The 19,891-nt window shown below is 66.5% G+C and carries 33 protein-coding genes and 1 pseudogene; 1 reads left to right on the plus strand and 33 read right to left on the minus strand.

All coding sequences use genetic code 11. The features are described 5' to 3' along the window. The 32 genes and pseudogenes from GAS53_RS39650 to GAS53_RS39810 all read right to left on the minus strand — a co-directional run. Nucleotides 1–358, minus strand: a pseudogene (locus tag GAS53_RS39650) (DNA-directed RNA polymerase subunit alpha); the annotation flags it as partial. A 148-nt stretch (nt 359–506) separates the two neighbouring features. Further along, complete coding sequence (gene rpsK, locus GAS53_RS39655; RefSeq protein ID WP_003956432.1) at nt 507–911, minus strand: 30S ribosomal protein S11; 405 nt, start codon at nt 909–911, stop codon at nt 507–509. 69 nt (nt 912–980) lie between these two features. Further along, entirely contained in the window at nt 981–1,361 is a 381-nt protein-coding gene (gene rpsM, locus GAS53_RS39660) for a 30S ribosomal protein S13 (protein ID WP_119102568.1), read from the minus strand. A 219-nt stretch (nt 1,362–1,580) separates the two neighbouring features. After that, entirely contained in the window at nt 1,581–1,694 is a 114-nt protein-coding gene (gene rpmJ, locus GAS53_RS39665; RefSeq protein ID WP_003998809.1) for a 50S ribosomal protein L36, read from the minus strand. Nucleotides 1,695–1,752: 58 nt separating this feature from the next. After that, complete coding sequence (gene infA, locus GAS53_RS39670; protein WP_003948620.1) at nt 1,753–1,974, minus strand: translation initiation factor IF-1; 222 nt, start codon at nt 1,972–1,974, stop codon at nt 1,753–1,755. A 274-nt stretch (nt 1,975–2,248) separates the two neighbouring features. After that, nucleotides 2,249–3,085, minus strand: coding sequence for a type I methionyl aminopeptidase (map, locus tag GAS53_RS39675; protein WP_151482621.1), 837 nt, complete (start codon nt 3,083–3,085; stop codon nt 2,249–2,251). Nucleotides 3,086–3,198: 113 nt separating this feature from the next. Next, the gene (locus tag GAS53_RS39680; RefSeq protein WP_151482622.1) at nt 3,199–3,882 is read right to left on the minus strand and encodes an adenylate kinase; all 684 of its coding nucleotides are present in this window, start codon (nt 3,880–3,882) and stop codon (nt 3,199–3,201) included. Beyond that, on the minus strand, nt 3,882–5,195 hold the full coding sequence (secY, locus tag GAS53_RS39685) for a preprotein translocase subunit SecY (protein WP_151482623.1): 1,314 nt from the start codon (nt 5,193–5,195) through the stop codon (nt 3,882–3,884). The genes GAS53_RS39680 and secY overlap by 1 nt, the downstream gene beginning before the upstream one ends. A 248-nt stretch (nt 5,196–5,443) precedes the next feature. After that, nucleotides 5,444–5,899 (minus strand): 50S ribosomal protein L15, encoded by a 456-nt coding sequence (rplO, locus tag GAS53_RS39690; RefSeq protein WP_030671797.1) that lies wholly within the window; start codon nt 5,897–5,899, stop codon nt 5,444–5,446. A 2-nt stretch (nt 5,900–5,901) separates the two neighbouring features. Then, nucleotides 5,902–6,084, minus strand: coding sequence for a 50S ribosomal protein L30 (gene rpmD, locus GAS53_RS39695; RefSeq protein ID WP_151482624.1), 183 nt, complete (start codon nt 6,082–6,084; stop codon nt 5,902–5,904). Continuing rightward, nucleotides 6,084–6,692, minus strand: coding sequence for a 30S ribosomal protein S5 (gene rpsE, locus GAS53_RS39700; RefSeq protein WP_007384078.1), 609 nt, complete (start codon nt 6,690–6,692; stop codon nt 6,084–6,086). The genes rpmD and rpsE overlap by 1 nt, the downstream gene beginning before the upstream one ends. A gap of 43 nt (nt 6,693–6,735) precedes the next feature. Next, nucleotides 6,736–7,116 (minus strand): 50S ribosomal protein L18, encoded by a 381-nt coding sequence (gene rplR, locus GAS53_RS39705; RefSeq protein ID WP_151482625.1) that lies wholly within the window; start codon nt 7,114–7,116, stop codon nt 6,736–6,738. Nucleotides 7,117–7,119: 3 nt separating this feature from the next. Continuing rightward, nucleotides 7,120–7,659, minus strand: coding sequence for a 50S ribosomal protein L6 (rplF, locus tag GAS53_RS39710; RefSeq protein ID WP_151482626.1), 540 nt, complete (start codon nt 7,657–7,659; stop codon nt 7,120–7,122). Between the two features lie 24 nt (nt 7,660–7,683). Further along, on the minus strand, nt 7,684–8,082 hold the full coding sequence (gene rpsH / locus GAS53_RS39715) for a 30S ribosomal protein S8 (protein ID WP_004984520.1): 399 nt from the start codon (nt 8,080–8,082) through the stop codon (nt 7,684–7,686). Nucleotides 8,083–8,292: 210 nt separating this feature from the next. Continuing rightward, the gene (locus GAS53_RS39725; protein WP_003948630.1) at nt 8,293–8,478 is read right to left on the minus strand and encodes a type Z 30S ribosomal protein S14; all 186 of its coding nucleotides are present in this window, start codon (nt 8,476–8,478) and stop codon (nt 8,293–8,295) included. Between the two features lie 5 nt (nt 8,479–8,483). Next, the gene (gene rplE, locus GAS53_RS39730) at nt 8,484–9,041 is read right to left on the minus strand and encodes a 50S ribosomal protein L5 (protein WP_151482628.1); all 558 of its coding nucleotides are present in this window, start codon (nt 9,039–9,041) and stop codon (nt 8,484–8,486) included. Further along, a complete protein-coding gene (gene rplX, locus GAS53_RS39735) occupies nt 9,041–9,364 on the minus strand; it encodes a 50S ribosomal protein L24 (RefSeq protein ID WP_151482629.1) in 324 nt (107 codons plus the stop codon). Before rplX ends, rplE begins: the two co-directional genes overlap by 1 nt. 2 nt (nt 9,365–9,366) lie before the next feature. Further along, on the minus strand, nt 9,367–9,735 hold the full coding sequence (gene rplN, locus GAS53_RS39740; RefSeq protein ID WP_003998823.1) for a 50S ribosomal protein L14: 369 nt from the start codon (nt 9,733–9,735) through the stop codon (nt 9,367–9,369). Nucleotides 9,736–9,928: 193 nt separating this feature from the next. Continuing rightward, entirely contained in the window at nt 9,929–10,216 is a 288-nt protein-coding gene (gene rpsQ, locus GAS53_RS39745) for a 30S ribosomal protein S17 (protein WP_151482630.1), read from the minus strand. Further along, a complete protein-coding gene (gene rpmC, locus GAS53_RS39750) occupies nt 10,216–10,440 on the minus strand; it encodes a 50S ribosomal protein L29 (protein WP_003974259.1) in 225 nt (74 codons plus the stop codon). The genes rpsQ and rpmC overlap by 1 nt, the downstream gene beginning before the upstream one ends. Then, a complete protein-coding gene (rplP, locus tag GAS53_RS39755) occupies nt 10,440–10,859 on the minus strand; it encodes a 50S ribosomal protein L16 (protein ID WP_151482631.1) in 420 nt (139 codons plus the stop codon). Before rplP ends, rpmC begins: the two co-directional genes overlap by 1 nt. 5 nt (nt 10,860–10,864) lie before the next feature. Then, nucleotides 10,865–11,710: a 30S ribosomal protein S3 gene (gene rpsC / locus GAS53_RS39760; protein WP_151482632.1), complete on the minus strand. Its 846-nt coding sequence runs from the start codon at nt 11,708–11,710 to the stop codon at nt 10,865–10,867. Beyond that, nucleotides 11,710–12,057, minus strand: coding sequence for a 50S ribosomal protein L22 (rplV, locus tag GAS53_RS39765; RefSeq protein ID WP_093777432.1), 348 nt, complete (start codon nt 12,055–12,057; stop codon nt 11,710–11,712). Before rplV ends, rpsC begins: the two co-directional genes overlap by 1 nt. Nucleotides 12,058–12,098: 41 nt before the next feature. Next, a complete protein-coding gene (gene rpsS / locus GAS53_RS39770; protein WP_005481224.1) occupies nt 12,099–12,380 on the minus strand; it encodes a 30S ribosomal protein S19 in 282 nt (93 codons plus the stop codon). 12 nt (nt 12,381–12,392) lie between these two features. Beyond that, nucleotides 12,393–13,229: a 50S ribosomal protein L2 gene (gene rplB / locus GAS53_RS39775; protein ID WP_055614926.1), complete on the minus strand. Its 837-nt coding sequence runs from the start codon at nt 13,227–13,229 to the stop codon at nt 12,393–12,395. Nucleotides 13,230–13,268: 39 nt separating this feature from the next. Next, a complete protein-coding gene (rplW, locus tag GAS53_RS39780; protein ID WP_151482633.1) occupies nt 13,269–13,685 on the minus strand; it encodes a 50S ribosomal protein L23 in 417 nt (138 codons plus the stop codon). Further along, entirely contained in the window at nt 13,685–14,341 is a 657-nt protein-coding gene (gene rplD, locus GAS53_RS39785; RefSeq protein ID WP_151482634.1) for a 50S ribosomal protein L4, read from the minus strand. The genes rplW and rplD overlap by 1 nt, the downstream gene beginning before the upstream one ends. A 7-nt stretch (nt 14,342–14,348) precedes the next feature. Continuing rightward, nucleotides 14,349–14,993, minus strand: coding sequence for a 50S ribosomal protein L3 (gene rplC, locus GAS53_RS39790; protein WP_151482635.1), 645 nt, complete (start codon nt 14,991–14,993; stop codon nt 14,349–14,351). Nucleotides 14,994–15,010: 17 nt separating this feature from the next. Continuing rightward, nucleotides 15,011–15,319, minus strand: a complete 309-nt coding sequence (rpsJ, locus tag GAS53_RS39795; protein WP_003948644.1) for a 30S ribosomal protein S10 — start codon at nt 15,317–15,319, stop codon at nt 15,011–15,013. 521 nt (nt 15,320–15,840) lie between these two features. Continuing rightward, nucleotides 15,841–16,116: a hypothetical protein gene (locus GAS53_RS39800; RefSeq protein ID WP_151482636.1), complete on the minus strand. Its 276-nt coding sequence runs from the start codon at nt 16,114–16,116 to the stop codon at nt 15,841–15,843. A gap of 237 nt (nt 16,117–16,353) precedes the next feature. Next, complete coding sequence (locus GAS53_RS39805; RefSeq protein WP_151482637.1) at nt 16,354–16,983, minus strand: hypothetical protein; 630 nt, start codon at nt 16,981–16,983, stop codon at nt 16,354–16,356. Further along, nucleotides 16,970–17,530, minus strand: coding sequence for a hypothetical protein (locus tag GAS53_RS39810; RefSeq protein WP_151482638.1), 561 nt, complete (start codon nt 17,528–17,530; stop codon nt 16,970–16,972). The genes GAS53_RS39805 and GAS53_RS39810 overlap by 14 nt, the downstream gene beginning before the upstream one ends. Nucleotides 17,531–17,646: 116 nt before the next feature. Between GAS53_RS39810 and GAS53_RS39815 the strand changes: the two genes are divergently transcribed. Then, nucleotides 17,647–18,672: a DUF1963 domain-containing protein gene (locus tag GAS53_RS39815; RefSeq protein ID WP_151482639.1), complete on the plus strand. Its 1,026-nt coding sequence runs from the start codon at nt 17,647–17,649 to the stop codon at nt 18,670–18,672. 137 nt (nt 18,673–18,809) lie between these two features. Here GAS53_RS39815 and GAS53_RS39820 read toward each other — a convergent pair whose 3' ends face one another. Continuing rightward, entirely contained in the window at nt 18,810–19,874 is a 1,065-nt protein-coding gene (locus GAS53_RS39820) for an endo-1,4-beta-xylanase (protein WP_151482640.1), read from the minus strand. Between the last annotated feature and the right edge of the window lie 17 nt (nt 19,875–19,891).

A 19,891-nucleotide genomic window follows, 5' to 3' on the forward strand; every position in this document is an offset into this window, starting at 1 on the left:
TGTGCACCTCGACACCGGCCGGCGGCGCGATGTCGGCGGCGGTGACCAGACCCGGGCCCTGCTTGCGCAGGTACATCACGACGGGCTCGTCGTGCTCGGACGAGACGACGAGCTGCTTGATGTTGAGGATCAGGTCGGTGACGTCCTCCTTGACGCCCGGCACGGTGGTGAACTCGTGCAGAACGCCGTCGATGCGGATGCTGGTGACAGCGGCACCGGGGATCGACGACAGGAGGGTGCGGCGGAGGGAGTTGCCGAGGGTGTAGCCGAAGCCCGGCTCCAGCGGCTCGATCACGAACCGGGAGCGGAACTCGTCGACGACCTCTTCGGTCAACGAGGGACGCTGAGCGATCAGCATGTGTGGATCAGATCCTTCTTTCGTGGACGCCCGCTATTTGACGCCCGACGGAACCGCGCGTTTCACAGCGCGGGTACTGCAAGGGTACGGGCGATACGGCCCTTTTACGGAGCCATACCGCCCGAATCCTCAAGACAACCGTGCGTCGTCAGACGCGACGACGCTTCGGCGGACGGCAGCCATTGTGCGGGGTGGGCGTGACGTCCTGGATCGAGCCGACCTCGAGGCCAGTGGCCTGGAGGGAGCGGATCGCGGTCTCACGGCCGGAGCCCGGACCCTTGACGAACACATCCACCTTGCGCATGCCGTGCTCCTGCGCGCGGCGGGCGGCCGACTCGGCGGCCATCTGCGCGGCGAAGGGGGTGGACTTGCGCGAGCCCTTGAAGCCGACGTGGCCGGCGGAGGCCCAGGAGATCACGTTGCCCGAGGGGTCCGTGATCGAGACGATCGTGTTGTTGAACGTGCTCTTGATGTGCGCGTGCCCGTGAGCGACGTTCTTCTTTTCCTTGCGGCGCACCTTCTTGGCAGCGCCCTGACGACCCTTGGGGGGCATCTATTACTCCTACGGGGAGGTGGTCGGTCCTACAGCGAAGACCGCTGATGAAGCGTTGTCCGCTGAGGACTACTTCTTGCCCGGCTTCTTCTTGCCGGCGATGGCGCGACGCGGGCCCTTGCGGGTACGAGCGTTCGTGCTGGTGCGCTGACCGTGGACGGGCAGGCCACGACGGTGACGCAGACCCTGGTAGCAGCCGATCTCGACCTTGCGGCGGATGTCGGCCTGAACCTCACGACGGAGGTCACCCTCGGTCTTGATGTTGTTGTCCACGTACTCGCGGATCTTGACCAGCTCCTCCTCGGAGAGGTCACGAACGCGGGTGTTCGGGTTGACGCCGGTCTCGGCCAGCGTCTTCTGCGAGAGGGTCCGGCCGATGCCGAACACGTAGGTGAGGGCAACCTCCACGCGCTTTTCGCGCGGGATGTCAACACCGGAAACGCGTGCCATTCAATGGCTCCAGTTGTCGTTCGGAGGTCTTCCGCAGAACCGCATCCCGCCCGCCGTCATCTCCGCTTCTCGAAGATTCGGTACGAACCGGGTCCCCGGCCTCCGACCGGGGGTATCAGGTCCGATGATCCACATGAGACTCGGTCCTGGGCTCTGCGTATGAACATGTACTACTTGCGTCGCGCGAAGTTCTGCGGGTGCAGAAGGTTCGGTCGTGCGTCAGCCCTGGCGCTGCTTGTGGCGCGGGTTTTCGCAGATGACCATGACCCGGCCGTGACGGCGGATCACCCTGCACTTGTCGCAGATCTTCTTGACGCTCGGCTTGACCTTCATTAGGTGAGGTTCTCCGGGTCAGTGCCACCACCCCGCGGAAGCGGGGCACAGGCAAGATCTACTTGTATCGGTAGACGATCCGGCCACGCGTCAGGTCGTACGGAGACAGCTCCACCACGACCCGGTCGTCAGGGAGGATGCGGATGTAGTGCATACGCATCTTGCCGCTGATGTGTGCCAGGACCTGGTGGCCGTTCTGGAGCTCCACCTTGAACATGGCGTTCGGGAGAGACTCGACGACAGTGCCTTCGATCTCGATGGCACCTTGCTTCTTGGCCACGCTTCGCCCTTCGAATCGACTACCTTGATCGACCCCGCACTTACCGCATGCAGACATGCGGATGCACGAGAGCCGACGAGTCAGTCTACGTCAGGCCTCTCGGAAACACGAATCGAGAGAGTCTGCCCCGCAAGGAAGATCTCTAAGCCGCGGGCTTGCAGGGGTCGCCTGGAACTGGGCTCGGCACGGGCGCCCCTTTGGGCGCGGGCCGTGAGATCTGCGGTTCCGCCGCGGGGCGCGATCAGCCCCCACGAGCCCGCAGCCGGGCAAGACCTCAGCCCAACGGATCAGGAGCCGCACTGATCCCGTACTCGGCCAGCTTCGCCTTACCACCATCAGGAGCCGTAAGTACCAGCGGCCCCTCCTCCGTCAACGCGACAGAGTGCTCCCAGTGGGAAGACCACGTACCGTCCGTCGTGATGACGGTCCAGTCGTCCGAGAGAACCTCGGTCTTCGGCGTGCCCAAGGACACCATCGGCTCAATGGCGAGACAGAAGCCGGGCACCAGCTTCGGCCCCTTCCCCCGCCGCCGCTCCACATAGTTCAGAAGATGCGGATCCATGTGCATCTCGGTCCCGATGCCATGCCCGCCGTAGTCCTCGATGATCCCGTACTTGCCGCCGCCGGGCTTCGGCTGCCGCCGGATGTACGTCTCGATGGCCCGGGAGACGTCGACCAGCCGGTTCCCCAGCTTCATCGCAGCGATCCCGGCCCACATCGACTCCTCGGTGACCCGGGAGAGCTCGATCAGCTCCGGAGCGTGACCGGACCCGACGAACGCCGTGTACGCGGCATCCCCATGCCACCCGTCAACGATCGCCCCCGCGTCGATCGAGATGATGTCGCCGTCCTTCAGGACCACGTCATCGCTCGGGATCCCATGCACGACGACCTCGTTCGCGGAGGTACAGATCGTCGCCGGGAACCCCCCGTACCCCAGGAAGTTCGACTTCGCCCCGTGCTCGTCGAGCACCTTGCGCGCGACCTGGTCGAGATCACGTGTCGTAGCCCCCGGCACCGCCGCTTCCCGCGTCGCCTTGTGGACGGCGGCGACGACAAGGCCCGCCTCACGCATCTTGGCGATCTGCTCGGGGGTCTTGATCTGCACCATGAGGGCCCGCGCTCTCCGTCTTCTCTGCCTAGTCGATTACGTACACAACAGTACGGCCGCGACGCCCGCCAGGGGCACCGCGGCCGGACCGGCCAGACCAACCAGGACGACGACTACTTGTCGTCGTCGGCCTCGTCGTCGTTCTCTTCCCTGCGCTTGAGGGCGTCCATCGCGCGCTTGGTGACCTCGTCCACCTTGCCGAGCGCCGAGATCGTCACGACCAGGCCCTGGGCCCGGTAGTAGTCGATGATCGGCTCGGTCTGCGTGTGGTAGACCTCCAGGCGCTTGCGGACGGTCTCCTCGGAGTCGTCGTCACGCTGGTACAGCTCGCCGGCGCAGGCGTCGCAGACGCCTTCCTTCTCCGGCTTGCTGTACGTCACGTGGAAGACGTGGCTCGAGTCGTTGCGGCAGATGCGGCGGCCGGCGATGCGCTTGACCACCTCGTCCTCGGGGACCTCCAGGTCGAGCACCGCGTCCAGCTCCACACCGTCGGCCTTCAGCGCCTGGTCGAGCGCCTCGGCCTGCGAGACGTTCCGCGGGAAGCCGTCGAGCAGGAAGCCGTTCTCGGCGTCCGGCTTCTCCATGCGGTCCCGGGCCATGGCGATCGTGACCTCGTCCGGCACGAGGTTGCCCTCGTCCATGTAGGACTTGGCCAGTTTGCCGAGTTCCGTCTGCTGGCTGATGTTCGCACGGAAGAGATCGCCCGTGGAGATGTGCGGGATCGACAGGTTCTTGGCAAGGAACGCGGCCTGCGTTCCCTTGCCCGCACCGGGCGGCCCGACGAGGACGATACGCATCAGCGGAGGAACCCTTCGTAATTGCGCTGCTGGAGCTGGCTCTCGATCTGCTTCACGGTCTCCAGACCGACACCCACGATGATCAGGATGCTGGTGCCACCGAACGGGAAGTTCTGGTTGGCGCCGAAGCCCGCCAACGCCATCGTCGGCACAAGAGCGATCAGACCCAAGTACAGCGAACCCGGCCAGGTGATCCGGTTGAGTACGTATCCCAGGTACTCAGCGGTCGGTCGGCCAGCCCGGATGCCCGGGATGAAGCCACCATACTTCTTCATGTTGTCCGCGACTTCCTCGGGGTTGAACGAGATCGCCACGTAGAAGAACGCGAAGAAAACGATGAGGAAGAAGTAGAGGATGATGTGCGGCGTCGCTGCCGTATCCGCGAGATTCTTCTCGATCCAGGTCTTCCAGCCGGAGGTGCCACCGGCGAACTGCGCGATCAGCGCCGGGATGTAGAGCAGCGACGAGGCAAAGATCACAGGGATGATGCCCGCCTGGTTGACCTTCAGCGGAATGTACGTCGACGTGCCGCCGTAGGACCGGCGGCCGATCATCCGCTTCGCGTACTGGACCGGGATACGGCGCTGAGCCTGCTCGACGAAGACCACCAGGCCGACCATGAACAGGCCGACCGCGATCACGGTGAAGAACTCGATCCAGCCGTCCGCGAGGTCACCCTGCTGCTTGATGGCCCACAGCGCCGACGGGAAGGTGGCGGCGATCGAGATGAACATCAGGATCGACATGCCGTTGCCGATGCCGCGGTCGGTGATGAGCTCACCGAGCCACATGACGGTGGCCGTACCGGCGGTCATGGTGATGACCATCGTGACGGTGACGAAGATCGACTGGTCGGGGACGATCTCGCTGGCGACCGGGCAGCTCTGGAACAGCGCGCCGCTGCGGGCGGTGGCCACCAGGCCGGTGCCCTGAAGGATGGCGAGCGCCACCGTGAGGTAACGGGTGTACTGCGTGATCTTCGCCGTACCGGCCTGGCCCTCCTTCTTGAGGGCCTCGAGGCGCGGGATCACCACGGTCAGCAGCTGCAGAATGATGCTCGCCGTGATGTACGGCATGATGCCCAGCGCGAAGATCGTGATCTGCAGCAGCGCGCCACCACTGAACATGTTGACCAGGCCGAACAGGCCTTGGTTCTGGCTCGCGTTGTCGATGCAGGTCTGGACGTTCTTGTAGTCGACACCGGGGATCGGGATGTGCGTACCCACCCGATAGATCACGATGATGCCGAGCGTGAAGAGCAGCTTCTTGCGCAGGTCGGGCGTCTTGAACGCCCGGGCGAACGCGGTGAGCACGGTGCCTCCTGCGACCCCCGCGCAAGTGCGTCAGAGGTGACGGTCTTGAGGTTCGACGAATAAGTAACGGACAGCTAACTAACAGTCAGAGGCCGCCCGGAGTTCCCAGGAGGCACACCGGACGAAAATGAGCAGTGCAGGCCACCTTACCGGCGACACCGCTCCCCGAGGAACGACCAACCGGGGATGCCCCATTTGTGGGGCATCCCCGGTCGGGATCGCTCAAGTCATCGAGGCGCCTGCTGAATTCAGACGAGCTCGGTGACGGTACCGCCGGCGGCGGTGATCTTCTCCTTGGCGGAGCCGGAGACGGCATCGACCGTCACCTGCAGCGCCACGGAGATCTCGCCCTGGCCGAGGACCTTGACGAGGCTGTTCTTGCGAACGGCACCCTTGGCGACGAGCCCCTCGACGGTGACCTCGCCACCCTCCGGGTACAGCGCGCCCAGCTTGTCGAGGTTCACGACCTGGTACTCGGTCTTGAACGGGTTCTTGAAGCCCTTCAGCTTCGGGAGACGCATGTGGAGGGGCATCTGCCCGCCCTCGAAGCGCTCCGGAACCTGGTAACGGGCCTTCGTACCCTTGGTACCACGACCGGCCGTCTTACCCTTCGACGCCTCACCACGACCGACACGGGTCTTGGCGGTCTTGGCGCCCGGGGCGGGACGGAGGTTGTGGATCTTGAGCGGGTTGTTCTCCGCCATGATCAGTCGACCTCCTCAACCGTCACGAGGTGGCGGACGGTGTGCACCATTCCGCGGAACTCGGGGCGGTCCTCCTTGACGACCACGTCGTTGACCCGCTTGAGGCCAAGCGAACGCAGGGTGTCGCGGTGGTTCTGCTTGCTGCCGATGTACGACTTCTTCTGCGTGATCTTGAGCTGTGCCATTACGCAGCACCAGCCCCGGCACGCGCACGCAGCAGAGCCGCGGGAGCGACGTCCTCGAGGGGCAGACCGCGGCGGGCCGCGATCTCCTCGGGACGCTGCAGGCCCTTCAGGGCCGCCACGGTCGCGTGCACGATGTTGATCGCGTTCGACGAGCCGAGCGACTTCGACAGGATGTCGTGCACACCGGCGCACTCGAGCACGGCACGCACCGGGCCACCGGCGATAACGCCGGTACCGGGGGAAGCAGGCTTGAGCAGGACGACGCCCGCGGCCTTCTCGCCCGTGATCGGGTGCGGGATGGTGCCCTGGATACGGGGGACCTTGAAGAAGTGCTTCTTGGCCTCCTCAACACCCTTGGCGATGGCGGCCGGCACCTCCTTGGCCTTGCCGTAACCGACACCCACGGTGCCGTCACCGTCGCCCACCACGACCAGCGCGGTGAAGCTGAAGCGACGACCACCCTTCACAACCTTGGCGACGCGGTTGATCGCGACGACGCGCTCAACGTACGCGGTCTTCTCGGCGGCAGCTGCGCCGCCGTCACGGCCCTTCCGGTCCCGCCGCTCGCCGCCACCGGCACCGCCACCGCGGCGCTGGGGTCCAGCCATTGGAATTACCTCTCTCTGTTTCCGCTAGCTACGGAACCAGGACTCAGAACTTGAGTCCGGCCTCGCGGGCGGCGTCCGCCAGGGCAGCGATGCGCCCGGCGTACTGGTTGCCACCACGGTCGAATACGACAGCCTCGACGCCCGCGGCCTTGGCGCGCTCGGCGACCAGGGCGCCGACCTTGCCGGCCTGCGCGGACTTCTCGCCCTCGCCACGGATCGACGCGTCCAGGGTCGACGCCGACGCCAGGGTGTGACCCTTGATGTCGTCGATGACCTGGGCCACGATGTGGCGGTTCGAGCGCGTCACGACCAGGCGGGGGCGCTCAGCCGTTCCGTTGACCTTCTTACGGATCCGGGTGTGGCGCCGCTTGATGGCAGCACGCTTGTAAGCGTCGCCCTTAGCGATCTTCGTACCGTATGCCATGGCTTACTTACCCGCCTTTCCGACCTTGCGGCGGATGACTTCGCCCTCGTACTTGACGCCCTTGGCCTTGTACGGGTCGGGCTTGCGCAGCTTGCGGATGTTGGCCGCAACCTCGCCGACCTTCTGCTTGTCGATGCCCTCGACCGAGAATCGGGTGGGGGCTTCCACCTTGAAGGTGATGCCCTCGGGGGCCTCGACCAGGATCGGGTGGCTGTAGCCGAGCGAGAACTCCAGGTTGGAACCCTTCGCCAGGACTCGGTAACCGACACCGCTGATCTCGAGCTTCTTCACGTAACCCTGGGTCACGCCGGTGATCATGTTCGCCACCAGCGTGCGGGACAGGCCGTGCAGGGCCTTGTTCTGACGCTCGTCGTTCGGGCGGGTGACATTGAGAATGCCGTCCTCGCCCTTAGCGATCTCGATCGGTGCCGCAATGGTGTGGGAGAGGGAGCCCTTGGGGCCCTTCACCTGGACCGTACGGCCGTCGATGGTGACGTCCACGCCGGCGGGAACCGTGATGGGGAGCTTGCCAATACGCGACATAGCTGTTTCCTCCGTTCCCTTCCGCTACCAGACGTAGGCGAGAACTTCTCCGCCTACGCCCTTCTTGCCGGCCTGCTTGTCGGTGAGGAGCCCGTGGGACGTGGAGATGATCGCCACGCCGAGGCCGCCGAGCACCTTGGGCAGGTTGGTGGACTTCGCGTACACCCGGAGTCCGGGCTTGGAGATCCGCTTGATGCCCGCGATGGAGCGCTCACGGTTCGGGCCGAACTTCAGCTCGAGAACGAGGTTCTTGCCGACCTCGGCGTCCTCGACCTTCCAGCCCGTGATGAAGCCCTCCTGCTGGAGGATCTCCGCGATGTGCGACTTGATCTTGCTGTGCGGCATCGCCACGGAGTCGTGGTACGCCGAGTTCGCGTTACGCAGACGCGTAAGCATGTCTGCGATCGGATCAGTCATGGTCATGAATTGGCCTTCGGCCTCTCTCGCCGGGGTTTCCTGTATGCGCCATCCCTCTCCCCACTCGGTGGCGGGACGGGTGCGGTGCGGGGACCTACGGCGTAGTAAGTCGTACGGGCGTCAGGCGCCCAACCCTCCTAGCCTAAGCCATGGAGAGCAGGGCACCTGACCGAGCCCTTTACTTACCGAGAGCTTCCGGAATCCCGAAGTACGGGACTACCAGGAGCTCTTGGTCACGCCCGGCAGCTCGCCACGGTGAGCCATCTCACGAAGGCACACGCGGCAGAGGCCGAACTTGCGGTACACGGAGTGCGGACGACCACAGCGCTGGCAGCGCGTGTAGCCACGTACACCGAACTTGGGCTTACGAGCAGCCTTGGCAATCAGAGCCTTCTTCGCCATCTCGCTTACGCCTCCTTGAAGGGGAAGCCGAGGTGACGGAGGAGCGCGCGGCCCTCGGCGTCGTTGGTCGCCGTGGTGACCACGGTGATGTCCATACCCCGGACGCGGTCGATCTTGTCCTGGTCGATCTCGTGGAACATGACCTGCTCCGTGAGACCGAAGGTGTAGTTGCCACGGCCGTCGAACTGCTTGGGGGACAGACCACGGAAGTCGCGGATGCGCGGGAGCGCGAGCGACAGGGTGCGGTCCAGGAACTCCCACATGCGGTCGCCACGGAGCGTGACGTGAGCACCGATCGGCTGACCCTCGCGCAGCTTGAACTGCGCGATGGACTTCCGGGCCTTGGTGATGGCCGGCTTCTGACCGGTGATGGTGGTCAGGTCACGGACGGCACCGTCCATGAGCTTCGAGTCACGGGCGGCGTCGCCGACACCCATGTTGACCACGATCTTGACCAGGCCGGGGATCTGCATGACGTTCTCGTACGAGAACTCTTCCTGCAGCTTGCCCGCGATCTCCTCGCGGTACTTCGTCTTGAGACGCGGAGTGGTGGTGGTAGCCATCAGATGTCCTCACCCGTCCGCTTGGCAACGCGGATCTTGTTGCCCTCGTCGTCGAAGCGGTAACCGACACGCGTGACGACCTTGTTGCCGTCCTTCTCCACGACCAGCTGGACGTTGGAGATGTGGATCGGGGCCTCGGTCGTGACGATGCCACCGGCCTGCGAACCGCGAGCGGTGGGACCGGCCTTAGTGTGCTTCTTGACCCGGTTGACACCCTCGACCAGGACGCGCTCGTCGCGCGGGTAAGCGGCAATGACCTTGCCCTGCTTGCCCTTGTCCTTACCGGTGATGACCTGGACCAGGTCGCCCTTCTTGATCTTCATGCTTACAGCACCTCCGGCGCGAGCGAGATGATCTTCATGAACTTCTTCTCGCGCAGCTCACGGCCGACGGGGCCGAAGATACGGGTGCCGCGAGGGTCGCCGTCGTTCTTCAGAATGACAGCGGCGTTCTCGTCGAAGCGGATGTACGAGCCGTCCGGACGGCGGCGCTCCTTGACGGTGCGAACGATGACCGCCTTGACGACGTCACCCTTCTTCACGTTGCCACCGGGGATCGCGTCCTTGACGGTGGCGACGATGACGTCACCGATGCCCGCGTAGCGGCGACCGGAGCCACCGAGCACACGGATGCAAAGGATCTCCTTCGCACCAGTGTTGTCGGCGACACGCAGTCGCGACTCCTGCTGGATCACGTCTATCTCCTGATTGTCTGCCGGTTCCCGCAGGGGTCCCTTTCGGGTCATCCTGCGAGCCTGGCGGAACCGTCCTGCGGGTTGCTCCCGCAGGAATTACTTGGCCTCTTGGGGCAGAACACCTCTGCCGGGGGCTGCACACCTCACGGTGGAGCCCCCAGCGGAGGGCAGCGGGGGCGGAGCCCCCGCTTGATTACTTCGCCTTCTCGAGAATCTCGACGATGCGCCAGCGCTTCGTCGCGGACAGCGGCCGGGTCTCCATGATGAGGACACGGTCGCCGACGCCCGCGGCGTTCTGCTCGTCGTGGGCCTTGAGCTTGTTCGTACGGCGGATGACCTTGCCGTACAGCGCGTGCTTGACGCGGTCCTCGACAGCGACGACGACGGTCTTGTCCATCTTGTCGCTGACGACCAGACCCTCACGGGTCTTGCGGAAGCCGCGCTCGGCCTTCGTCTCTTCAGTCACATTGCTCTCGCTCATCAGGCGCTCTCCACCGTTTCGATGCCCAGCTCGCGCTCACGCATCAGGGTGTAGATCCGCGCGATGTCCTTGCGGACGGCCTTCAGCCGACCGTGGTTCTCGAGCTGACCGGTCGCCGCCTGGAAGCGGAGGTTGAACAGCTCTTCCTTGGCCTCGCGAAGCTTCGCGAGAAGCTCCTCGTTGCCCAGCTCGCGCAGCTCTGACGCCTTGGTACCGGCCGACATCACGCTTCACCTGCCTCGCGCTTGACGATCCGGCACTTCATCGGCAGCTTGTGGGCCGCCCGAGTCAGAGCTTCACGCGCAGTCTTCTCGTTCGGGTAGGACAGCTCGAACATGACCCGGCCCGGGTGCACGTTCGCGACCCACCACTCGGGGGAACCCTTACCGGAACCCATGCGGGTCTCGGCGGGCTTCTTGGTCAGCGGGCGGTCCGGGTAGATGTTGATCCAGACCTTGCCGCCACGCTTGATGTGGCGGGTCATCGCGATACGAGCCGCCTCGATCTGGCGGTTCGTCACGTACGCCGGCGTGAGGGCCTGAATGCCGTACTCGCCGAACGCGACCGTCGTACCACCCTTGGCCTGACCGCGGCGCTTGGGGTGGTGCTGCTTGCGGTGCTTGACCCTACGAGGGATCAGCATTTCGGTCAGGCCTCCGTTCCGGTGCTCTCAGCCGGAGCGGCAGCGGCGGCGGGAGCCTCGGCCTTGGGGGCCTCGGCAGCCGGCGCGGACTGCTGCTGCGGCTTGCGGCCGCGGCCGCCACGCTCGCCACCACGACCACCACGGGCCGGGCGGTCGCCAGCGCCGCCACCGCGGGCCGGGCGGTTACCCGCACGGGCAGCGGCGTTCTCGGCGCGGACCTCGGCGATGTTCTTGACGTCGCCCTTGTAGATCCAGACCTTCACACCGATGCGGCCGAAGGTCGTCTTGGCCTCGAAGAAGCCGTAGTCGACGTTCGCGCGGAGCGTGTGCAGGGGCACGCGGCCCTCGCGGTAGAACTCCGAGCGGGACATCTCGGCGCCGCCGAGACGGCCACCACACTGGATCTTGATGCCCTTGGCGCCGGCCTTCATTGTGCCCTGCATGCTCTTACGCATGGCGCGGCGGAAGGAGACGCGGGAGGACAGCTGCTCCGCAACGGCCTGAGCAACCAGCTGAGCGTCGGTCTCGGGGCTCTTGACCTCGAGGATGTTCAGCTGGACCTGCTTGCCCGTGAGCTTCTCGAGGTCGCCGCGGATGCGGTCGGCCTCGGCGCCACGGCGGCCGATGACGATGCCGGGACGCGCGGTGTGGATGTCCACCCGCACGCGGTCACGGGTGCGCTCGATCTCAACCTTCGAGATGCCGGCGCGCTCCATGCCGGACGTCATCATCCGACGGATGGCGACGTCTTCCTTGACGTAGTCCTTGTACAGCTTGTCGGCGTACCAACGGGACTTGAAGTCCGTGGTGATGCCGAGCCGGAACCCATGCGGGTTAACCTTCTGGCCCATTACCGGGTTCCTTCCTTGCTGCTGACGACCACGGTGATGTGGCTGGTCCGCTTGCGGATCCGGTAGGCGCGGCCCTGGGCACGCGGCCGGAACCGCTTCAGGGTCGGACCCTCGTCGACGTACGCCTCGGTGATGACGAGGCTGTCGGCGTCGGTGTGGTCGTAGTTGTGTGCGGCGTTGGCGATGGCGCTGTCAAGCACCTTGCCGACCGGCACGCTCGCGGCCTGCGGGGCGAAACGCAGGACCGCCTGAGCCTCCGTGGCGTCCATGCCACGGATAAGGTCCACCACGCGGCGGGCCTTCATGGGCGTAACGCGGATGTACCGCGCCTGGGCCCTGGCTTCCATGGTTGTCCTTCCAGTGTCTGTCATGGTCATTCCACCCCGCGTTAGCGGCGCTTCGACTTCCGGTCGTCCTTGACGTGACCCCGGAAGGTGCGCGTCGGCGAGAACTCGCCGAGCTTGTGGCCGACCATCGACTCGGTGACAAACACCGGAATGTGGGTCTTGCCGTTGTGCACCGCGATCGTGTGGCCGAGCATGGCCGGGATGATCATCGAGCGACGGGACCAGGTCTTGATGACGTTCTTGGTGCCGGCTTCGTTCTGTACGTCCACCTTCTTGATCAGGTGGTCGTCGACGAAGGGCCCCTTCTTGAGACTGCGCGGCATCTAAACCCGCTCCTAGCGCTTCTTGTTCGTCTTGCGGCGGCGGACGATGTACTTGTTCGAAGCCTTCTTCGGCGAACGAGTACGACCCTCCTTCTGACCCCACGGCGAGACCGGGTGGCGACCACCGGAGGTCTTGCCCTCACCACCACCGTGCGGGTGGTCAACCGGGTTCATCGCCACACCGCGAACGGTCGGGCGGACGCCCAGCCAGCGCTTGCGGCCGGCCTTGCCCCAGTTGATGTTCGACTGCTCGGCGTTGCCGACCTCACCGACGGTGGCGCGGCAGCGCACGTCGACCAGGCGGATCTCTCCGGACGGCATGCGCAGGTGGGCCATCTGGCCCTCCTTCGCGAGCAGCTGCACGGAGGCACCGGCGGAGCGGGCGAATTTGGCACCGCCACCAGGACGGAGCTCGATCGCGTGGATCGTGGTACCGACCGGGATGTTGCGGAGGGCCAGGTTGTTGCCCGGCTTGATGTCGGCCCCGGGACCGTTCTCGACGCGGTCGCCCTGCGACAGGTTGCGCGGGGCGAGGATGTAGCGCTTCTCGCCGTCGGCGTAGTGCAGCAGCGCGATGCGTGCGGTGCGGTTGGGGTCGTACTCGATGTGCGCGACCTTCGCCGGCACGCCGTCCTTGTCGTGACGACGGAAGTCGATCACGCGGTAGGCGCGCTTGTGGCCACCACCCTGGTGGCGCACGGTCACACGACCGGAATTGTTACGGCCGCCCTTGCTGTGCAGCGGGCGAACCAGCGACTTCTCCGGCGTGGACCGCGTGACCTCGACGAAGTCGGCGACGCTGGAGCCACGACGGCCCGGCGTAGTCGGCTTGTACTTGCGGATTCCCATTTCTCAGTCCTCGTCCGATATTCGGACCAGGGCGCTCCGTTAGGAGGCCTGGCCGAAGATGTCGATACGGTCGCCCTCAGCGAGGGTCACGATCGCGCGCTTGCTGTCCGCACGCTTGCCGAAGCCGGTGCGGGTGCGCTTGCGCTTGCCCTGACGGTTGATCGTGTTGACCCCGGTGACCTTGACCGAGAAGACCGCCTGGACGGCCTCCTTGATCTGCGTCTTGTTGGCCCGCGGGTCCACGACGAAGGTGTACTTGCCCTCGTCGAGGAGCGCGTAGCTCTTCTCCGAGACGACCGGCTTGAGGAGCACGTCACGGGGGTCCGTGAAGGACTTGCTCAGCGGGGTCTCGACGGTGTTCTTGCCCTCGGTGGCGTGGCGCTTCGCCTTGGCGACGCGCGCGGCCTTGGCGGCCTTGGCGGCCTTCGAGGCAATGCTCGGGTGACGCGTAGCCATCAGGCTTCGCTCCCTTCGGTGTCAGCGGCCTTGGGGCCAGACACGAAGGACTCGAAAGCGGCCTGGGTGAAGACCACGTCGTCCGAGACGAGAACGTCGTACGTGTTCAGCTGGCCCGGCTCCAGGATGTGGACCTGGGGCAGGTTGCGGGCGGAGAGCAGCGAGGCCTCGTCGGCGCGGTCGATCACCAGGAGCAGGTTCTTGCGCTCCGAGATCTTGCCGAGCAGGCTCTTCGCGGCCTTCGTGGACGGCGCCTCGCCCTCGACCACGCCGGTGACGACGTGGATGCGGTCGTTGCGGGCCCGGTCGGTGAGGGCGTGGCGCAGGGCCGCGGCCTTCATCTTCTTCGGGGTCCGCTGCGAGTAGTCACGCGGCACGGGGCCGTGCACGACGCCACCGCCGGCGAACTGGGGCGCGCGGGTCGAGCCCTGACGGGCGCGGCCGGTGCCCTTCTGGCGGTACGGCTTCTTGCCGCCACCGCGAACCTCGCCACGGGTCTTGGTCTTGTGCGTGCCCTGACGGGCAGCGGCCAGCTGGGCGACGACGACCTGGTGGATCAGCGGAATGCTGATCTTCTCGACGTCGAAGATCTCCGCGGGGAGTTCGACCGTCCCGGTCTTGTCGCCTGCCGGCGAAAGGATGTCAACAGTGCTCATCGTTACCTCAGGCCCCCTTGGCCGCGGTGCGGACCAGGACGAGGCCGCCGTTCGGACCGGGAACCGCGCCCTTGATGAGCAGCAGACCCTTCTCCGCGTCAACGGCGTGGACGGTCAGGTTCTGGGTGGTGACCCGCTCGTTGCCCATGCGACCCGCCATGCGGAGGCCTTTGAACACACGGCCCGGGGTGGCGCAGCCACCGATGGAGCCGGGAGAGCGGTGCTTGCGCTGGGTGCCGTGACCGGCGCCGAGGCCCTTGAAGTTGTGACGCTTCATGACACCGGCGAAGCCCTTGCCCTTGCTGGTGCCGGTCACGTCCACCTTGACGCCGGACTCGAAGGTCTCAGCGGTGATCTCCTGGCCGAGGGTGTACTCGCTGGCGTCAGCGGTACGGATCTCGACGAGGTGGCGGCGGGGGGTGACGTCGGCCTTGGCGAAGTGGCCCTTGAGGGGCTTGTTCACCTTGCGCGGGTCGATCTCGCCGAAGGCGATCTGGACCGACTCGTAGCCGTCGGAGTCATTCGTACGGACCTGGGTGACGACGTTCGGGCCGGCCTTGACGACGGTGACCGGAACAACACGGTTGTTCTCGTCCCACACCTGCGTCATGCCGAGCTTCTCGCCCAGGATGCCCTTGATCTGCTTAGCCATTCTCAGATCACCGGCCCTTAGAGCTTGATCTCGATGTCGACACCGGCCGGGAGGTCGAGTCGCATCAGAGAGTCAACGGTCTTGGGCGTCGGGTCGAGGATGTCGATCAGGCGCTTGTGCGTGCGCATCTCGAAGTGCTCGCGCGAGTCCTTGTACTTGTGCGGCGACTTGATGACGCAGTACACGTTCTTCTCAGTGGGCAGCGGCACCGGGCCCGCGACCGACGCACCAGTGCGGGTCACCGTCTCGACGATCTTCTTCGCCGAGCTGTCGATGACCTCGTGGTCGTAGGCCTTGAGCCGGATGCGGATCTTCTGTCCCGCCATGGCTACTCAGTAGTCCTTAGTCTCGTTTAACGCTCTGGAACCCGGGGATCCGTGTCCTCACCTCCGACCCACGCGGTCGGGCGTGTCGCGTCCTCACTGACAGAAATATCCACGAGTGGATTTTCCCTGCGAGGGACGCGGCCCTGCCCGAAGGCGACCGCTGGACCGGGGGCCGACTGCATTCAATTGCTTATGCGTGGCCACCGGGCGCCTGGTCGGCACCCCGCTGACACTTCCCGGAAGATTCCCGTACGTCCGCCCCAGCGCTGCCTTACGGCAGTTGGAGCGACGAGTACTGTGGGACTCGCTTCCGGTCCTCCCGGCGGGAGGCGCGCAGCATCGGCACTCAACCGAGCAACCCCGACAGTCTGCCATACGGGGCGTGACGCTGGCCAATCGAGCCGGAGAGAATACCCCGGGGGTGACGGGGGTCAAACAAGGGCTCGCCCTGGGGGCCGCGCGCCCCCTCACCGCAGGGCATCCCCTCAGTCCGGGCCAGGGTGCCAAGAGCCCGCGACGCCTTACCCAAGATCCATGTACTCGGCTGACGGCTCTGCCAGCTCGGGGCGCTCCACCGTGTACCGATCTCCGTGAATCCTCAGCATCGCCCAGTGCCACGCCTCGTCATGAAAGACGAGCCCGCGGTACGGCGCATCGCCCGCCTCGTACGGGTAGCACTTCAAGGCCGCCGCCCATGCCTCCGCCGGCATCAGCCCGCCGTGCCGCCGCATCACCCACGCATAACGACGCCGCTCGGCCTGCAGATACTCGGAGTACTCCGCCTCGTCCCACGCCATGCGGCGACCCTAAAGGGGGCGCCGAGGGATCAGGACTCCCGGAACGGAGCCCCGGCCCGGACCCGGATCTGCCTGTCGCGGTCGACAAGCATCGCGACGACACCCTCGACGGGATCCCCGACCTCGGGCAGAGAGGCAGGCACAGGCACAGGCGGAGCGTCTGGATCGTTGATCGTCCCGTCGGGGTCGTACGACGGGAGGCCGACGAAGCCGTGGACGCCGGGCGCGTCTTCGATCTCAAGCCGGCGTGAGCACCTTCTCCAGTTCGCGGTCGTACGCGCGGAAGGCGGCCCGGCCGCTCTGCGGGGCGGTGGAATTCGGGCGGAGGATGTCCGGCAGGTGGGCCACTCGCCACATGCGGAAGGCCGTTTCCGGAGAGCTGCGGTCCGAGGGGTCCGCCAGGTCGGATGCGATGCCGAGGATCTCGGCGATGTGGGCCGCTCCGGCGCGTTCCTCCACGTCGGCGCAGATGGCGGCGGTGATCAACGCCTGGAGGAATTGAGTCAGTTGAAGATCCGCTCCCATGCGGCACATGCGCCGCACCACAGGCGGTTCCGCAAGCTCTTCGAACGGCTCCGGGACCCCCGTGAGGCCCGCCGACCACAGCAGCAGGAACTCCACAGTCACCTCGTGCTCGCGCAGATACCCCAGTTCGTCGGCGATCGCCATGGCCGGGGCGCCGAACCGGCAGACCGCCTGAATGCCGTCCATCAGGCGCCCCAGATCCTGTCGTCTGCGCGCCAGGAAATCACTCACCGAAACGTCGGCGAGCTTCCAGGTGCCGGTGGAGTTCACCGCACCGATCTCCACGACGCCCCCGAGCGACGCGAAGACCGAACGCGCAAGCAGTTCCTCAGGTATGGGCATGCCCTCGGTCTCCCCCTCCCCACGGCTTCGCCGAGAAGCGGGGGCGGCTGCTGGGAAAGTCGTCCGGGAAGAACGGAATGCGGAGGGCCCGCGTCATAAGGTCGAGCACCAGACCGGTCGAGCTGCGGCGCGCGACGACGAAATCCAACTGGCCTGCCTGGAGTACGACGGTCGGCCAGTCCTCGGGGTCCCCGGCCGGGATCCACAGCAGTACGTCGGCGTTGTCGGTCACTCCCCACTGGATGAGTCTCTCCGGGACCATCTCGAACTCCCGCAGGGCGTAACGGACTTCGGGGATCTGCTTGCTTCGCAAGACCGACTGGGTCTGCGCCGTGGCCGCCTCGATGTCGAGGTACTCGTTCTCGGAGCTGCCGGCGAAGACCCACAGGAACTCGTCGAAACAGCCTGCGCCGTACGCGTGCGACAGCCGTAGATGGCTCTCCGGAACTGGTGCGCGGCCCACACCCCGAGGACCACGGTCCCGGCGTGCCGGAGCCTCCGCCTCGGGTGGGCAGAACGAGGTGAGACTCAGCAGCTCGTCGGTCATGGTGTTGCCCGGCCTCCCTCTTCGGCCCACGTTTCCTCTGTCCGCGAGGGCAGCCCGCTCGGCTCCGACGATCCTGACGAACACCCAGGGGTTCGTCCAGCACATAGCCTCTCCCCATGCCCCGCACCACCCCGTCCCGGCCCGCCGATGTCACCGCCCTCTTCCCCGAGTTGGCGCCCCTGGCCCGTGCCGCCGTCCGGCTGCACCCACGCGCGGGGAAGCCCACCGCCGCGGACAGTTCGATCGGCGGCCCCCTGCTGTGGCCGGCCGCGGAGCCGTGGCCCACCTGCCCGGATCACGACGGTCCCTGGCACCGCGGCGTCGCCCCCGGTGACGTGCGGCTGGGACGGCGCATCCTCAGCGAGGCTTGGGCCCGGCCGCGCGCCGAGGGCGCCGAACTCCTCACCCCGGAGGAACGCGTGATCGTCGACCGTGGCTCCGCCTCCGGCGCGACGCGGATACCGCAGGACGGCCCGGTCCCGCTGATCCCCGTGGCCCAGTTGTACGCCTCCGACGTCCCCGCGCTGCCCCGCCCGGCCGGTACCGACCTGCTCCAAGTGCTGTGGTGCGCCTTCGACCACGACGAGGACTACCTCCCCGCGGTCGAGCTGCGCCGGCGGACCTCCGCCGACGTCATCGACCCTCTCGCCGCCGCCCCACAGCCGTCGGTGATCGGCAACGACGGCTACCTCCCCGAGCCCTGCGTGCTGCACCCGGAGACGGTCACCGAGTACCCGGCCCCGCACGAGCTGCCGGAAGAGCTGGCCGAGCGGATCGAGGCCTGGGAGGAGGAGCAGAACCCGGACGAGCTGGACGACGTCACCACCGTGGACTACCAGTACGACCTCAGCGTCGCCCCCGGCTGCAAGCTCGGGGGCCACGCGCCCTGGAGCTTCAGCGATCCGTTCCCCATGGCCTGCCCCGAGTGCGGTTCGGACGTACGCCCGCTGCTCACCCTCGACGGCACCGAGTGGGACGGCGGCAGCGGAAGCTGGCGTCCGGTCGAGGACGCGGACTACACGGGCCTGCACTTCCTCGGCCCGGCCTGCGCCACCCGGCTGACCATCGGCCGCGGCTACAACCTGCAGCTGTACGTGTGCACGACCTCGTACGACCATCCGCACGTGCAGAACATGCAGTGACTCGGTGAGCGCATCGGCGCCGAGCCGGCGGCCAACGCGCCCGGCGGGGCCGGCACCAGAGCCTGTCCGGCGTTCTCACGGATTTGGCGGAACGAGCGTGTTCGCGCCTCCGGGACGACCCCGTTCCGGCTCATCGTTCAACGCCCCTCCGCCAGCCCCTCCCGCACAGCCCCGTACGCCGGCTTCCGCCCGAAGTCCTCCCCCGTCAACGTCGCCGCCCCCTGTCCCTCAAAGACCCCGGGCACCCACGAGTACTTGTCCGTGAACCCCCACACGGTGAAGGACTTGCAGCTCCGCGTCCCCAGGCACGCGTCCAGCAGCCCGCGGAAATACGTCGCCTGCGTCGCGAGCTTCTCCTCATCCGCGGGGAGGATCATCCGGACGTCCACCTCCGTGAAGGCGGTCTGCATGCCCAGGCGTGCGAACCGCGCGAGGTTCTCCGGCACATCTCCCGGGAAGCCGTACTGGATCGCCAGGTGACCCTGAATCCCGAAGCCCTGCACCGGGACGCCCTCCGCCCGCAGCCGCTTCGCGAGCTCGTAGTACGCCGTCGACTTCGCGTTGATCCCTTCCACGTTGTAGTCGTTCAGGAAGAGCTTCGCCTTCGGGTCCGCCGCGTGGGCCCAGCGGAAGGCGTCGGCGATGTACGACGGTCCGAGCTGCTGCAGCCAGATCGAATTCCGTAGAGAGCCGTCCTCCTCGAAGACCTCGTTCACCACGTCCCACTGCTGGATTCTGCCCTTGTACCGCTTGACCTCCGTGGTGATGTGACGGCGCAGAATCCCCCGCAACTCCGCCGCGTCGATCGAGCCGTCCGCCACCCCCGAGGTCAGCCACCCGGGCAACTGGCTGTGCCAGACCAGCGTGTGGCCGCGAACCACCTGCCCCCGCTCGCGCGCGAAGCGCACCAGCGCATCCGCCCCCGACCAGTCGTACGTACCGCGCGCCGGCTCGACGACCTCCCACTTCATGACGTTCTCGGCAGTGACGGAGTTGAACTCGCGCCCGGTCGTCCGCCGATACGTCGTGTCGTCGGCCAGGGCCGCCATGTCCACGGCCGTGCCGATACGCAGGTCGGCGCGCTCGGCGAGCGTCCGGAGGGGTGCCTGCGGGGCGGCCTCGTCCGCCACAGCCGTCTGTACGCCCGTGACCAGCAGCGTCGCGCTCAGCAGCCCGACCAAGGGCATGCGGAAGTACTTCATGTGCGGTCCCTCCAATG

It is taken from the genome of Streptomyces albicerus (assembly GCF_008905045.1).
GTDB classification, from domain to species: Bacteria; Actinomycetota; Actinomycetes; order Streptomycetales; family Streptomycetaceae; genus Streptomyces; species Streptomyces albicerus.